The organism is Paenibacillus sp. FSL H8-0283, from assembly GCF_045040675.1.
Lineage (GTDB): Bacteria > Bacillota > Bacilli > Paenibacillales > Paenibacillaceae > Paenibacillus > Paenibacillus amylolyticus.
In genome coordinates, this window is record NZ_CP150295.1 from 1,846,339 (window position 1) to 1,860,449 (window position 14,111).

The following is a 14,111-nucleotide window of genomic DNA, read 5'->3' on the forward strand; positions in this document are numbered from 1 at the left end:
TAAATGTCTAAAGAGCAATATTTCAAGGACCTCGAAGAAATTATTCATGATGTGATCTATATAGGTTCTTCTGATTCAGAACTTCAGAAAGAAATAGAAACGAATATGTGGTGTATTTCAATTTCAGAAGAAATGTCTAATGAAGTGAACTTGAGTGATTTTAGTGCTTTTATTATGAACGTCATAGCCAACCGTCAGAATCAGATTAATCATTCGAATAAGCAGAGCGGATTGATATTTTATCTATGGTTTGATTTTATGGCGAGTCAATTAAGATTTAATCTAATCTCGGATAGCAATAAGGAGCTACCTTTCAGATGCAAAATTCAGAATGTGAGTGAGCCTGATGAAATTATAGATCTTTTTTTGAAGTCGAATGTTTATGTTGAGATAACCCAAGATACAGATACTAATGAGAATGATGCAGATAATGAATACGTATTAAAGGTATTTACACAATATTTAGACAAACAGTAAACCGTATATCATAGGAATATTTAAATTAGAAGGTGATTAGTATGTTCATTATCGTAGCAACCAAAGGGAGTTCGAAGTGGGTCTCAGGTGTATTTCAGGCAGAAGAAGTAGCTAGACTGTACATGGATCTCATACCTGATGAACTTAAGGAATACCAGGAATTCGTTCAGGTAGAGAAAATCACATATCCTTTTTATATTATAGAGCGTCAGGATTCTCCATTTAGGTTTCTTGGTAAAGATGAAGTGATTTCACTTTTTGATAAAACAGATGTGTCAGAGGATGAAGATGAGGTGCACTTCAATATCTACACGATTGATTCAGATTATAGATCGAACAAACCTGGAACAGATTATATGGGAGCACTGAGGCATGATCATGTGACCAATGAATTTATAGAGATGTATCGTGAAGAAGGAACAGAGTTTCTGAGTAAAAGAAGGATTTTCTAAATGTAATGAATTTTTTCTCAAGGTCCTATGTGCTTCTCCTGAGTTGGGAGATAGATAGGATCTTTTTCAATTTCCATTTTCCAATACATGGGTTATGATGAATTAAGAGGAGTCTATGGGAGTGAAGTGTTTGAGGGGGGCATAAGCATGCCGAAGCATCATTTTGTTATTGAAAACAAAGCGGAAGTAAACGAGTATATCCATACTTCCTACTCTTGGGACTCTCAGGACTTGATACATAAAAGTGGGTTAACGCCAGAGAATCATGCGACCCTGGAAGACGAATTTATTGCATACATCTATGATTCCCTTCAATGGTTGGATACATGGAATCCATCTACGTGTATGAGATGTAGTGGACTGAACAACTATGGAATAACCGTGATTAAAGAGCAGGATGTTTTGTTGAAGTTTCATCAACTGATTCAGGCCTGGATTGATCTATTCAGCCATGCGGCGGATCCGATTGTTCTGACAGGGAGTTACTGTTTTGATGGAGAAGAACGGAAGGGCTACTACGAGAAACTCGTGTACAACAGAGTTGAATTAATCAACGAATTACATAAGCTTGCGAACATGGCAAAGTATGCTGAGAAAAATGGGAAATGCATTGTGCATTTTGGAATATGAATCAATAGAAAAGGTTCCTGATTAAAATCGTAAGCTGTTGAAAGCAACCCAACAGAGAGGAGCAAGAGTAATGACTAGTCGTATTGTAGTTACGGGTGGAGCTATTATTCGAGATTATATGGGGAGGGTTCTGCTGCAAAAGAGATCAGATTATGGAGATTGGGGATTACCCGGTGGTGGTATGGAACCAGGTGAACGAATCGAAGAAACCATGATTAGAGAAGTGAAAGAGGAAACAGGGCTTGAGGTGAGTTCTTATGAATTGGCCTCCATCTATACGGGCGAGAGGATGCACTATACGTATCCGGATGGAAATGAAGTAGTATTTGTAATGTTTTTATTTGACGTTATTGCGGAGTTGGAAGGAAAACTCTGTGATGATCAATTAACTCTTTTATTTGAAGATGAACAGAAGGAGTCATTACAGCTTGTTTTTAAAAGTCTGGATGAGATTGATATCTCCACAATTAACAATGTGCAGAAGCCTATATTTGTAGATTTGAAGCAAGGAGAGTCTAAATTGCTACGCCAGTGATTGCGTAAATATAATAGCCCAAAATGAATAGAGGTTAGATTATGGTGAAAAACATGGCAATAATTCAACCTTTTATTCCAGCATTTTCTGTTCAAAATTTGGAGTGGGTTGCTGGGTTGAATCTGTATATAAAACAAGACAAATATTATGAAAATATTTCGATTGCAGATATTACATTTTTAATAAAATTATTAAATGTTACATATGAATTACTTTTTAGATTCACTAATATTGAAAGTTTTCATTATAAGCCTCATGGTGTTCTAGTTCAGATAAGTGGGTTTAATATTAAAGATCTGAAAGACCACGGATATCATCCGATGAAATATTACGTTGAAGACTATGAGGACGGAATATTAGGATTTTATTGTGAGGATATTGAATTGATACATGTGCAAGAGAGTGAGCACTTAGCTTTGTAAGTCATACAACATCATAGTTGAGCCTTTTAATAAAGAAAGGAGTTTTTACATTGCCTTGGCCGATGGTACATTTTGCAATTGCATCCGAGTTGATATCCGAACCATTCCCTGAATTGTTATTGGGGAGCCTTGCTCCTGATTCGATCCATGTAAGAACTAATCTTCGTACAGAAAAGGCGAAAACCCACCTCATGCCAGAGGCAGGAAGATTCGCAACAGACGAAGAACTTAAAGGATTTTTTGAATCCAACAAGAAATTAGCTTATAGTGATCCCAAATTCCTGCAATATCTGTGCGGTTACATCGCCCATATCTATACGGATCGCGCGTGGACATTCGATATCTATCCTGCATATGAAGTCCATCCCAACGGAAGAAGTGTGTATACACAGGATGTCACAAAGCTGGAGTTTATGATTTTACGGAATTGGAACAGGGCCAATGATTGGTTAAATGAGCTGAATGTGGGAAGAGCATTTGATTTAGGCGGATTGCTGGAATCTGAGGTGTACCAGTATAGAGAAGAGAAACTTGAGTTTTTAGTTAACCCTGACAACGAACCTTTGGGTGATTTAAATATGTTATCCATGGAAGCTATGGAAGAGTTCATACATAAAACGGCGTTAGCGCTAAAAGAATTGTATACAAGTTGGAATGTGTATGAAGATTTACGCAGCAATGAAGGCACTGCACAAATGCGTTTGTGAGTTGCATTCGGAGATTAATGAGATTATTTTAGCTGTAAATGAAGGAAATATTTCGGCACAGCGGTTATATCTGAAAGACATGATCTCCAGTTAATCTTGCATCATGAAATCACATAAAGGAGGATGACTATGGACATCGTTATGACGCTTGAACCGCACGGATGGCTGGATATCCTGGTTCAACCCGATCAGGGAGAACAGATTGAGATTCCGGTTTCTTTTTTGTCGGATGCGGTGGATGAGATAACACGTCAGTTCGTTGCATTGCACAAAGGAGCCACGGAGGTAACCATGACCATGCAGACCGAACCTGGAGAATATCGCTTCTGGATCAAGAAACGTTCGCAGGTAATCGTTCAATTCATGGTGTATGAGATGAGTGATAACTTTAGCACGGAAGCCGTTACAGAGGGGCGATTGCTTATGTCTGAGGAGTTATCCTTGGTCAAGTTGACTAAGCTATTTTACAGAGAATTAAGCAAATTGAAGGAAATGGGACTGGAGGAATATCACAAACGGTGGAGTTTTGAGTTTCCCTTGAATGCCTATGAGCGGATAGGAAGGGCCGTCCAGATCCGATGAAATCGAATGTTTTGAGAGAAGGAGAGATTACGTGGCGAACATACATAAGGGAAGATACTCCGCTCAGATTGAGGGAGAATTTGTTGTTTTTATCATCGGAATGAGGATCAATCGTCTGTGGGCTATACACAAATGGTTGCCTGTCTTTAAGTCCATGGGACCGATGATTAAAGAACTGTATATGAATCCGGAGACTGGATTTCTGAGTACAGAGTATTTTATAAGTTGGCGTGGGGTGACGCTACTCCAATACTGGCGCTCTTACGATGAATTGGAGAAATACGCACGAGGCGGATTACACTTGGAAGCTTGGAAAAAATTCAACCGATCCATTGGTACTGACGGAACAGTAGGGATATATCATGAAACATACAAGGCTCAGTCGGGTTCCTTCGAGACCATATACGCCAACATGCCCAAATTCGGATTAGCTAAAGCTTCTGACCATGTGCCTTCGACAGGGAAAATGGAGACATCCAGACGCAGAATGGGCGGAGAGAATGACCCGGCCGTGGAAGTACCAGAGAATCCTTAAAGTGATGAATAGAGAGGAGCATGTTATGAAGGCTAAACTTCGACCAGAAGATATATATTCAAAGCAACTGAGCTGGCTGTGTATTGAACCAATGCTTGTATCAGTACGGGGCAGAGATATGGCAGCCAAATCAGAGATATACCGATTGTTACACGAAGGGCAACAAGCTTTATTTCTGTTCTATTCCTATCATAATCACACGAAAAGTCTGGCAGAATTTTATTGGTTTTCGGCATATAACATCATTGAGATCAAAAGCTGGAATGGAATAAAAAATGGGATGCACTTTTTTCATTTAGATGAGATGGTTAATGTACTTGAACAGATTGAAAGTCTCATTACGGACAAAAATAAAGTGGGTGAAGAGTGGCTTGAGGTGCTGGCAACAGATCTGGATAAGGACCCAATCTTGCTTCAGAGAACAGAGGTGTTATATGACACCTATCAGACCGTCGCGCAAGCAGCTATTAAACATATGAATGAGATGATCCTGCAAAATCGGGATATGTATCTGGAGATTGAGTAAGGTTAACGTAGCACCTCCTTATAAAAAGAACTGCTCCCATGGAGTGGTTCTTTTTAGTATCTATGCAGTACCGATGCAACAAACTTGCAAAATCATGCAACAAAACGCAATACAGTGGGATTGCCGTAACTATGCTTGTAATATGAGTTGTGAGAGGAGGGGCAACACATGAAAGTCATTTTTGAAGAGGACACAGCAATTGATAAAAGGGTAGCCAAGGTCATAACCCATCCTGCGGAGAAGTCGAAGTGGGACCGTATTCAGAAGGCAATCTGTGAATCGGAAACTCAATTAACGGTCATCCATGCCAAGAATAATCGCAATATACAGATCCAGTTGAGCTCGGTGGTTGCCTTTGAATCAGAGGATCGGATGTGCTGTGTCCGGGTGATCTCAGGTGAGAGGTACTTGCTTCATAAACGTCTGAAATTTGTAGAAGAGGATCTGGATGACCTTCATTTTGTAAAAATAAATAATCAAACGATCATCAATACGCGGTACATCACCGCATTCTCTGCAACAGACCAAGCTCGAATTAAGGTAGACCTGAGCGATAGCTCCAGTTACTTCGTCAGCCGATTTTATATTAAAAACTTTAGGGGGAAATTATCATGATTACTCAACTTAGAAATTCTTTTTTTCAAGTATTCACTATAATGACGCTATGGATCACACTCTTGGCTACAATATTCTTTGGTGATCTGCCCATTCAGATGTCCTATTTATGGAACATAGCGGGTATTGCTTTTATTGCAGCTTTGTTGTTTGGAATGATGTATAACATACTGTGGAACTATTTTACGTTAAAACCGGTATGGAATATCGTCATTTCTTCCACATTCAATATTGCAGGAGGCATGGCGATGGTATGGTTATTCTCGGTAGACATGTTCCAATTCATCGCTCCCTGGTTCCCCGGCATGTGGTTATTATCTATCGTGCTACACGTCATCGCTTTTTATTTTTATGCTAGAATAGATAGCAGGAAAAAAGCGGAAGAGTTAAATAACATTCTCAAGTAGGTAGGGAGTACACGTATGAACGAGGAAGAACTGTTGCAGTTGTACGGATTGGAACCTGATGAGGTACACCGGGAGGCCATCCGACAGCTGCTTCAGCAAGAGATTGAGAACCGGAAGTCAGAGGATAACGAGGTTCTGAGACTGTTGTGCATCATGTTATTCTGTATTGGAAATGTGGAGGACACCACGCTGATCTGGAAAGCCAAACGAAAGAATCAGGATACGGGCAGTTATATTGATGTGCAGTTATTATGTGGTGCGGGACATGAGCAGACTTTATTTTATCTGGAAAATATGGACGGGGAACAGGCGCACAAGGAGTTGCTTTACCTTAGACAGTGCGAGCCGTATGACTTTGTTGATTTCTCCAATGCGGAATGGGTCTCAAACTATAAACAATATTATGGTGTTTAATATATGAACATACGGGATGAGGTAATTCATAGGCATGGAATAAACGAGCAAACAGACATACTGGAAGGAGGGGGGGCTATGCCAAGTTTGCATGACAACATCATATTAAGCTACGAAGTTGATTTAGAGAACAAAAGGATCAGGATGCGTACTCGTTCAAGTCATGATGTGCCGAAAAATATGGATGTTTTATTCTCTGGTGTTATGGCTCATATGTTTGATACACCGCTGCATGGCAGCATTATTTTGGATCTGGATGAGTGGGATATAGAGCATTTTATCCCTTATAATCGAGAGTTGTTAGAATCGGGGATGGGTCAAGGGTGGCCTGTCAGTTATGATTCCTATGATGAATTGCAAATCCACCTGATCGAGGAGAAATACAAGTACATGGTGATCTCATCCTCGTATGGATTGAGTGGTTGGGTTTTGGCAAAGAACGTAGAGATTTCTGTTCAAGAAATGGGGTGAACGGGATGGAGCGTGAATACACACAGCATGGTGGCAAGAAGGGCGCAGGACTAAGAACGGGCATTGTTGTTCTTGTTGTTCTGCTCGTTATTCTAGTAATGACCAATCCAAACGAAGAAGATTTTGTTGCGTGGCTCGCAAGTGAACATGACATCCATGCTTCGTATGATGTGAATGATGGCAGGACGTTTACGCAGACGATCGACGGTGAGGAAAAGAAGCTTCACTATAAAGGCGGACATATAGGGCATATAGGGATTTTTTCAACATACAGTTACCGTTTTGCGGATAATGAAGAAAAAGAGATCCAGATTGAAGCGGTCGGTATAATGAATATGTTATTTGATAGATAGGTAGATTGATTGTGGACAGTTACAAAAGTTGAGTGAAAGTTCTGCTGATAACCACGCGCTTTGCATGATGTAACTCGTGCAGAGAAGCGTGTTTTTTTGCGTATAAAGCGGTAGAAACAGAGATGGTTAACTTCGTTTATTCGCAAATTCCACATTATGGGTTATGATGTACCTTGAGAGAAAATTTTACATACATAGGAAGTCTCTATTTTAAATAAAATATTTTAAATAAAAGGCATTTAAGGTCTTTACCAGGGGAGTATTATCCATGATTGAATGGAGGGCTGACTATGAAAAAGTTAACCGTAGTTTCAGTATTATTTCTACTTCTAGTGGCCTGTCAGAACCAGGAAAACACTGAAGATGCACAACAATCATCGACATCCCAAGAGAAGGAAGACATCCCACCAGAGTATCTCGATGAAACAAACTATACAGGGGACAAATTGGAAATCGTCAAACTTATGAATGCTCGTATGCGTTATTTATACGAAGAGGATGAAAAGCGATATATGAATCTTTTTGATCCAAAATCTCCTATATCAAGTATGGGAAGATACAAAGTTCTCAAGGTTACTCCCATGAGCGACATAACTATACAGGAGCAAAGGAAGCTCTTTCAGGCAGTGGTGACGGTTAACGAGTTAAAAGAGAACAATGAAGAGTATATCAATACGATGGTGTTTTGGAAAAAGAAAGAAGATGGCGATTCTGCGCAATGGGTTATTGCGGATATTGATTAATAAAATAGCGGATAGATACATGGAAAATCCATGTCATCACACAAAATAAAGGATGATGTAATAATGGCTAAACGCTTAGTACTTATTGAAGGATTACCGGGTTCAGGCAAGTCAACAATTGCCGAAATGGTATCCGAAATTTTGATAGAAAAGGGCAAGGAGGTACAACTATTTCAGGAAGGGAACCTGGATCACCCTGCTGATTACGAAGGTGTTGCTTTTTATGATGCTGGAGACTTCGAGTCCTTATTGAAAACGCATGAAGAATACACAGAGATTCTGAAAAGCCATGCAATTGCTCATGATCAAGGATACCTGATTCCTTATCGTAAGATGAGAGAACAATGGGGAATAGAGCTTCCCAATCACATTGTACAGGATATTTTCAGCCGAGATATTTACGAAATTCCTTTTGCGCAAAATGTGAAGCTGATCACCGAGAAGTGGCAAGATTTCACCCAAGACGTGTTAAGCACGAATGATGACTGCATCACGATATTTGAGTGTTGTTTTATCCAGAATCCACTAACCATGGGTCTCGTAAAATGCAATCAATCCAAAGAGCAGAACGTGCAGTATGTATTGGAACTGGGGCGTATCATTCATGCTCTAAATCCGCTTCTCATCTATATCGACCAGAAAGATATATCCTATACCTTTGATAAGGCGGTTCGTGAAAGACCAAAAGAATGGTCAGAGGGATTCATTCATTATTATACGAATCAGGGTTTGGGGCAGGCACAGGGTTATCAGGGTGTTAAGGGTACGGTACAGGTTTTGCAGGAAAGAAAGAAGCTGGAGTCCGAAATCTATGGGTTACTTCAAATGGATAAGGTATGGCTGGATAATTCGGATTATGACCGCGAGGCATGTAGGCACAAGTTAGAAAAAATTTTGCAGTAACCTTAATGAAATACGAATACATACCGGAGGTTAGTTTTATGACATTTTATGGAGTAGCCTTAATTGCAACAACCGCAATCTTAATTATTATAGGTGTTCGAAGCAAACGGAAAGTAATTCTTAGATGGGGCATAGCCAGTTTAATTTTATTGCTCGTACTCATCATTCCCTCATTCATCATGGGATTCATGGATGGATTTGCTGATGGATGGTCAGCGAGATGACCACTGGAGATAACAATAATGTATCGTATGAACAAAATAACAACAAATTCAACTTCCGTGTGGCAGGTATTGTTATGGATGCGGGAAGAGTTCTTTTGCATACGACTGAACAGGATGATTTCTGGAATCTGCCCGGAGGTCGGGTGAAATTAAACGAGACAACAGAAGCGGCTATTGTGCGAGAGATGATGGAGGAACTGGGTGTTCATCTAGAAGCGCAAAGGCTTGCATATGTTAGTGAAGATTTCTTTGAATATGATGGCCTGAAGTATCATGAAGTTGGCTTTTATTATGTCATCACATTGCCGGAAGCCCATAAGATATATAGTGAAACTGAATTCAAAGGTTTAGAAGATAACGGTAAGTTAATTTTCCAATGGTTTTCCTTGGACGAACTAGAGCAGATGGAAGTATATCCTGTGTTTTTGAAAAAGGAACTGAGTAACCTTCTTGATGCAAAAGTCATCAAACACTTCATTCAGAAATAGAGGAATAGGTGCCTATGGACATTACATTTATTCGTCATGGTCATGGCGAACACTTGATGGACTACCCTAATCAATTAAATTGCCAGCATCCTGGTCTCACTGAATTGGGAAAAAGTCAGGTTATAGCATTGCGTAAACAAGTGGTTGTTGCGCCTGAAGATGTCATTTTGGTTAGTCCAACCAAACGTACGATTGAAACGGCACTCCTCTTGGTCCCAAACACCAATCTTACGTTCAGCCCGCTGGTTGGCCCAAGAATGTTTCCTCAGAATCCGGATTTTGTTGCTTACGTCTGTGATCAGATCTATTCCAAGGAAGAGCTCAGCCATAAGTATTCTGGCATAAGAATGGTTGAGCTGGGGCTGGATTGTTGGGAAGAAAGTATTAATCAGATGGATGCATGTCGATTCAAGATATTAGCTGAACACCTTCTTGAGTGGTGCAGGCAACAGAGCGGGAATACGTATATCATTTCACATGATGGTACGATATCGAACTACAGGATGTTACTCGGAGAAAAAGGGATAACCAAAAGTGATTTTCTTGGTGAAGCAGGTCAGTACACAATGAGGAACGTTTAACGAGTAAAGGAGATCATGTCATGATACATTTTCCTAATGTAGAGACTGAACGTCTGTACCTCAGAGAATTAACCTTAGCAGACCGGCAGGATGTGTATGAACATTTCGCTGAACCGGATGTAACCCGGTTTATGGACAAGGAATCTGCTTTATAGGCGACTATAACTGCACTTAGGGGGATTTTCAATGAAGTTATCGGATTATGAGTATCTGACTTTGGCTCTGGAAGAAGCAGAACAATCATTTACTGAAGGAACGTATCCGATTGGTGCGATAATCGTGGATGTGGATGGGATTGTCGTGAGTAAAGGCCGGAACCGAGTCTTCTCAGATTGCGACCCCACCGCACATGCTGAGGTGGATGCCATTCGTCGGGCAGGAAAACATTTGCTGGATGTAGAGAAGAAGAAATTCTCGAAGAAGAAAGAATTGACGCTTTATACTACCTGTGAGCCTTGTCCCATGTGTTCGTGCACCATATTAATGTCGGGGATTAAGAAGATTGTATGGGCAGCAAATGATGAAGAATATGGAGGGCTTCGACGTTTCAAGGAAGGGCCTCATTTTATCCATATGTTCGACACGTTATCCTGTGTTGCAGCACCATACCTTGATCTGGAAAATAAACAGAGAGCATTGCTCGCCAAATGGAATATTGGTAGAGGATTGCTTAATACAGAATGGGAGATTCCTAAGCAATGATCTTTTTATAAAGGGGATGTTCGTATGTCTCAAAACAAATATGTTCAAGCCGCTATTAATGCAGTTCATTACGTAGAGACCAAGAAATTTGGTAACCCAGTTGAGGCTTGGAGTTTTGCAACTGGAGAGTTATTCGGTGAGGGAAGTTGGGGACAACGGAAAGGCTGTCCCAGAACTGCTTTTCTAGGTCTGTGTGAGGATGGTTATGTCAGAGGTATTCCCCAAGGGAGATATAATCATAGAGAGAACTCGTTAAATAAAAGATATGCCATTAACACGGTTAAATTATTTTATAAGAACTCTAGTATGGTTCATGAAGATAGTAAGAGATTGTGGTCAGCAGTCACTGAGGGCAAAGTGATTAAGTCAAACTATCAGGTCGATATTGTTAAAGGACTATGGGGAAAAGGAATGATCCTTACAGAAAGGGGATGAATTCACATGGAATTTGTGGGAGAGAAGGTCAGAATAACAACAGTCACAGAACAGGACCTCGACTTCATATGTCAACTTGAATGTGACACAAATATATGGAGCTTTGAGGAAACTGTTGAAACGGATGAGGAAAAGGTCCGTGAGAAATATCGCAGCCATTTTGCTTTCGCAGACGAGAAACCATATGCCTATGATTTTGTTATACGCCGCTTGAATGATCCGGAAGATACACCCATTGGTATTGTTCAGATGTGGAGTTATGTGGATTACCGAAAAAGCTGGGAACTTGGATACGGTGTGCTTTCAGAATACGCAGGCAACGGATACGGGAGCGAGGCTACACGTCTTTTGTTACAATTTGCGTTTCAAGAGTTACAAGCCCATAAGGTCGTCGGCATGTGTAATTCACAAAACGTTCGCTCAGCAGCACTGATGCAGCATGTGGGTATGACACGGGAGGCCGTCTACCAGGAAGAACTATGGTGGAACAATCAGTGGACAGACCAATATTTTTTCTCGATTTTGGATAGAGAGTTTAAGCCAGTCTAATAGGTACGGGAGGAAATAAGATGACTACGTTGGTTCTGCTAAGTGATTTGGCTTTCGATTCTAACGATAAATTGGATCAAAGAATACGAAGCTTATTCGACAGTGAACAGCCTTCCATCGGATATATCCCTTCAAGTTCCGACCCGGAGCGAAAGTATTTTGAACATACTAGAAGTTACTATAATCAAATAGGAATAGATAATATTCAATATTATGATATTGATCTGGAGTATGAGGAGAGCACATTTGGCTCTATTATCGAATGTGATGCAATTCATCTATCCGGCGGAAATACGTTTTATTTTCTAAGTTTATTACAGAAGAGAAATGTGGTTGGTCTGCTCCGTTCCTATGTGAAGAGTGGCGGCATTCTGATTGGAGTCAGTGCAGGCAGTATTCTGACTACACCTACGATAGAGATAGCCGGGTATGGGGAAGATGCAGATGAAAATAAAGTGGGTTTGAATGATATGAAAGCGCTGGGGCTCGTTAATTTTGAGTTTGCACCGCACTGGGATGGTTCGGAAGACACCCTGAATTCATTAAGAGAGTATACCCGTGTTAATCGTACGACGGTTTATGTGTGCCAAGATGGTAGCGGGGTTGTAATTGATGGTGAAAGCGAAGAGTTATATGGAAATGTGCGTCTGTTAGATTACAGAGAGAGTGGGTCTAATCATGAGTGATGTTACGGTTTATCATTATGATGCTTTCTCTACAGTTCCGGGTCAAGGTAACCCGGCAGGAGTGGTTTTTGATGCTGATCATTTCAGTGAGACGGAGATGCAGCAGATCGCTTATAAGGTTGGTTTTAATGAGACAGTATTTGTGTTGAAATCTGAAGTAGCTGACGTCAGATTACGTTATTTTACGCCGGGCCATGAGATTAATCTGTGTGGTCATGCCACAATGGCATCACTGTATGGATTGAAGACGCGTGGGATGTTAAGTGACAAAGAGTTAATCACGATTGAAACCAATGTAGGTACATTACCCATACGATTTGAGCGCAATGCCGACACCATTTACATGGAAATGAAACAGGATCAGCCGCAGTTTATACCGTTCCAGGGGGATATCGAGAAGCTGGTAAGCGCCATCAATCTCACTCTGGATGAGGTTGACCTTTCAACTCCAATCGTTTATGGAAGTACGGGAGCCTGGACGTTATTAATCCCGATTCGTGAACTGAACTCCTTTATGAAAATGAAACCGGATTCTTCCCTGTTCCCAGGAATTTTAATTGAGAATCCCAAAGCTTCCCTGCATCCCTTTTGTTTCGAAACCCGTGATTTCGATGCGATGATGCATACCAGACATTTTTCATCACCATACTCTGGTACGACGGAAGATCCAGTGACTGGAACAGCCTCCGGGGTGATGGGTGCTTATTATTTAACCTATGTGAAACCGGAGATTGATGAGGTACAGTTTGTGGTAGAGCAAGGGCATGAGATTGGTAGAGATGGAAAGGTTCAAGTGAGTGTGATTCGGGATGGTGAGGATATGGATGTCAGAATGAAGGGGACAGCTGCTTTTGTGCGTGAACTGAATGTTGAATTGGACATTTGATCATATACATAAAGGAGAGACTGTTATTGAATGAAAAGACTGTTTTAGATAGCGTTACTCGTGTCTTGAAAGAAGAATTAACGGATGCCTTGGTGGGAATATATTTACACGGTTCCATGGCCATGGGATGCTTTCATCCAAATCAGAGTGATATCGATATATTGGTCGTTAGCCGGGAAAAGCGATCTGCCGACACTTATCGAAGGATAGCAAAAAAGCTAATGCATATTGAAGATGAGATGCACATTACGAAAGGTTTTGAACTCAGTATTGTACTGGAATCTACGATTGTAAGTATGGCATACCCTACTCCTTTCGAATTTCATTATTCTGCCTATCACCGGGAGAAATATCGAACGGATGAGCAATATCTCTGTGGTGGATATGAAGATCCGGATCTGGTAGCACATATGGCTGTCATCTATGATCGAGGTATTGTGCTGGATGGTAAACCCATTAAGGATCTGTTCCAACCGGAAAATCGTGAACATATGATTGCCTCAATTACATCGGACGTGAGTTCAGCTATGGAAGAAATTGTGGACAATCCAGTCTACTATGTATTGAATCTGTCCCGGGTTCTCTTGTATGTGGAAGATTCAGTCATTCACTCCAAGCGAGAAGCAGGAGCATGGGCACTCACAGCGCTACCCGCTAAATACACGGACGTCATCTCGCAATGTCTTGCAAAGTACAATGGTGAACTGGAGAATGTGAATTTGAGTGAAGCCTTACTTCTGGATTATGCGGAATATATGTTGAATCAGATCCAAGTGAAGGGAGATTAA

General features: G+C 40.7%; 25 protein-coding genes. All 25 read left to right on the top strand.

Translation table 11 applies throughout. From position 1 onward, the window contains the following. The first annotated feature begins 3 nt into the window (after window positions 1-3). Complete coding sequence (locus tag MHI52_RS08370) at window positions 4-477, top strand: hypothetical protein (RefSeq protein WP_127544720.1); 474 nt, start codon at window positions 4-6, stop codon at window positions 475-477. A 41-nt stretch (window positions 478-518) separates the two neighbouring features. Continuing rightward, window positions 519-929, top strand: coding sequence for a hypothetical protein (locus MHI52_RS08375; RefSeq protein WP_253506746.1), 411 nt, complete (start codon window positions 519-521; stop codon window positions 927-929). Window positions 930-1,076: 147 nt separating this feature from the next. Then, window positions 1,077-1,559, top strand: coding sequence for a hypothetical protein (locus MHI52_RS08380; RefSeq protein ID WP_405158839.1), 483 nt, complete (start codon window positions 1,077-1,079; stop codon window positions 1,557-1,559). 70 nt (window positions 1,560-1,629) lie between these two features. Then, window positions 1,630-2,094, top strand: coding sequence for an NUDIX domain-containing protein (locus tag MHI52_RS08385; protein WP_315372474.1), 465 nt, complete (start codon window positions 1,630-1,632; stop codon window positions 2,092-2,094). A gap of 41 nt (window positions 2,095-2,135) precedes the next feature. Then, entirely contained in the window at window positions 2,136-2,516 is a 381-nt protein-coding gene (locus MHI52_RS08390; RefSeq protein ID WP_315372473.1) for a hypothetical protein, read from the top strand. 50 nt (window positions 2,517-2,566) lie between these two features. Further along, window positions 2,567-3,223 carry a hypothetical protein gene (locus MHI52_RS08395; protein WP_127544709.1) on the top strand — a complete coding sequence of 219 codons (657 nt, stop codon included), beginning with the start codon at window positions 2,567-2,569 and terminating at the stop codon, window positions 3,221-3,223. A gap of 129 nt (window positions 3,224-3,352) precedes the next feature. Next, entirely contained in the window at window positions 3,353-3,805 is a 453-nt protein-coding gene (locus MHI52_RS08400; protein ID WP_340903060.1) for a hypothetical protein, read from the top strand. Between the two features lie 31 nt (window positions 3,806-3,836). Continuing rightward, window positions 3,837-4,340, top strand: coding sequence for a DUF4188 domain-containing protein (locus MHI52_RS08405; RefSeq protein ID WP_340903061.1), 504 nt, complete (start codon window positions 3,837-3,839; stop codon window positions 4,338-4,340). Window positions 4,341-4,365: 25 nt separating this feature from the next. Next, window positions 4,366-4,866, top strand: coding sequence for a hypothetical protein (locus MHI52_RS08410; protein ID WP_340903062.1), 501 nt, complete (start codon window positions 4,366-4,368; stop codon window positions 4,864-4,866). A gap of 168 nt (window positions 4,867-5,034) precedes the next feature. Then, complete coding sequence (locus MHI52_RS08415) at window positions 5,035-5,481, top strand: LytTR family DNA-binding domain-containing protein (RefSeq protein WP_340032264.1); 447 nt, start codon at window positions 5,035-5,037, stop codon at window positions 5,479-5,481. After that, window positions 5,478-5,888: a hypothetical protein gene (locus tag MHI52_RS08420; protein WP_282318870.1), complete on the top strand. Its 411-nt coding sequence runs from the start codon at window positions 5,478-5,480 to the stop codon at window positions 5,886-5,888. Before MHI52_RS08415 ends, MHI52_RS08420 begins: the two co-directional genes overlap by 4 nt. A 15-nt stretch (window positions 5,889-5,903) precedes the next feature. After that, on the top strand, window positions 5,904-6,302 hold the full coding sequence (locus MHI52_RS08425; protein ID WP_340903063.1) for a hypothetical protein: 399 nt from the start codon (window positions 5,904-5,906) through the stop codon (window positions 6,300-6,302). A 78-nt stretch (window positions 6,303-6,380) separates the two neighbouring features. Further along, the gene (locus MHI52_RS08430) at window positions 6,381-6,773 is read left to right on the top strand and encodes a hypothetical protein (protein WP_405158840.1); all 393 of its coding nucleotides are present in this window, start codon (window positions 6,381-6,383) and stop codon (window positions 6,771-6,773) included. Window positions 6,774-6,778: 5 nt separating this feature from the next. Further along, window positions 6,779-7,126 carry a hypothetical protein gene (locus MHI52_RS08435; RefSeq protein ID WP_127544694.1) on the top strand — a complete coding sequence of 116 codons (348 nt, stop codon included), beginning with the start codon at window positions 6,779-6,781 and terminating at the stop codon, window positions 7,124-7,126. 290 nt (window positions 7,127-7,416) lie between these two features. Next, window positions 7,417-7,869 (top strand): hypothetical protein, encoded by a 453-nt coding sequence (locus MHI52_RS08440; RefSeq protein ID WP_405158841.1) that lies wholly within the window; start codon window positions 7,417-7,419, stop codon window positions 7,867-7,869. Window positions 7,870-7,932: 63 nt separating this feature from the next. Continuing rightward, complete coding sequence (locus tag MHI52_RS08445; RefSeq protein WP_405158842.1) at window positions 7,933-8,772, top strand: adenylyl-sulfate kinase; 840 nt, start codon at window positions 7,933-7,935, stop codon at window positions 8,770-8,772. 208 nt (window positions 8,773-8,980) lie between these two features. Next, the gene (locus tag MHI52_RS08450; RefSeq protein ID WP_405158843.1) at window positions 8,981-9,484 is read left to right on the top strand and encodes an NUDIX hydrolase; all 504 of its coding nucleotides are present in this window, start codon (window positions 8,981-8,983) and stop codon (window positions 9,482-9,484) included. Window positions 9,485-9,498: 14 nt separating this feature from the next. Continuing rightward, entirely contained in the window at window positions 9,499-10,065 is a 567-nt protein-coding gene (locus tag MHI52_RS08455) for a phosphoglycerate mutase family protein (protein ID WP_405158844.1), read from the top strand. Between the two features lie 20 nt (window positions 10,066-10,085). Further along, window positions 10,086-10,220 (top strand): hypothetical protein, encoded by a 135-nt coding sequence (locus MHI52_RS08460; RefSeq protein ID WP_405158845.1) that lies wholly within the window; start codon window positions 10,086-10,088, stop codon window positions 10,218-10,220. 31 nt (window positions 10,221-10,251) lie between these two features. Next, entirely contained in the window at window positions 10,252-10,767 is a 516-nt protein-coding gene (locus MHI52_RS08465; RefSeq protein WP_405158846.1) for a nucleoside deaminase, read from the top strand. A 24-nt stretch (window positions 10,768-10,791) separates the two neighbouring features. Continuing rightward, a complete protein-coding gene (locus MHI52_RS08470) occupies window positions 10,792-11,202 on the top strand; it encodes a DUF6979 family protein (protein ID WP_076327129.1) in 411 nt (136 codons plus the stop codon). A 6-nt stretch (window positions 11,203-11,208) separates the two neighbouring features. After that, window positions 11,209-11,751 (top strand): GNAT family N-acetyltransferase, encoded by a 543-nt coding sequence (locus MHI52_RS08475; protein ID WP_405158847.1) that lies wholly within the window; start codon window positions 11,209-11,211, stop codon window positions 11,749-11,751. 20 nt (window positions 11,752-11,771) lie between these two features. Beyond that, window positions 11,772-12,437: a Type 1 glutamine amidotransferase-like domain-containing protein gene (locus MHI52_RS08480; RefSeq protein ID WP_405158848.1), complete on the top strand. Its 666-nt coding sequence runs from the start codon at window positions 11,772-11,774 to the stop codon at window positions 12,435-12,437. Continuing rightward, a complete protein-coding gene (locus tag MHI52_RS08485; RefSeq protein WP_405158849.1) occupies window positions 12,430-13,323 on the top strand; it encodes a PhzF family phenazine biosynthesis isomerase in 894 nt (297 codons plus the stop codon). Before MHI52_RS08480 ends, MHI52_RS08485 begins: the two co-directional genes overlap by 8 nt. A 26-nt stretch (window positions 13,324-13,349) precedes the next feature. After that, a complete protein-coding gene (locus tag MHI52_RS08490; RefSeq protein WP_282318861.1) occupies window positions 13,350-14,111 on the top strand; it encodes an aminoglycoside adenylyltransferase domain-containing protein in 762 nt (253 codons plus the stop codon).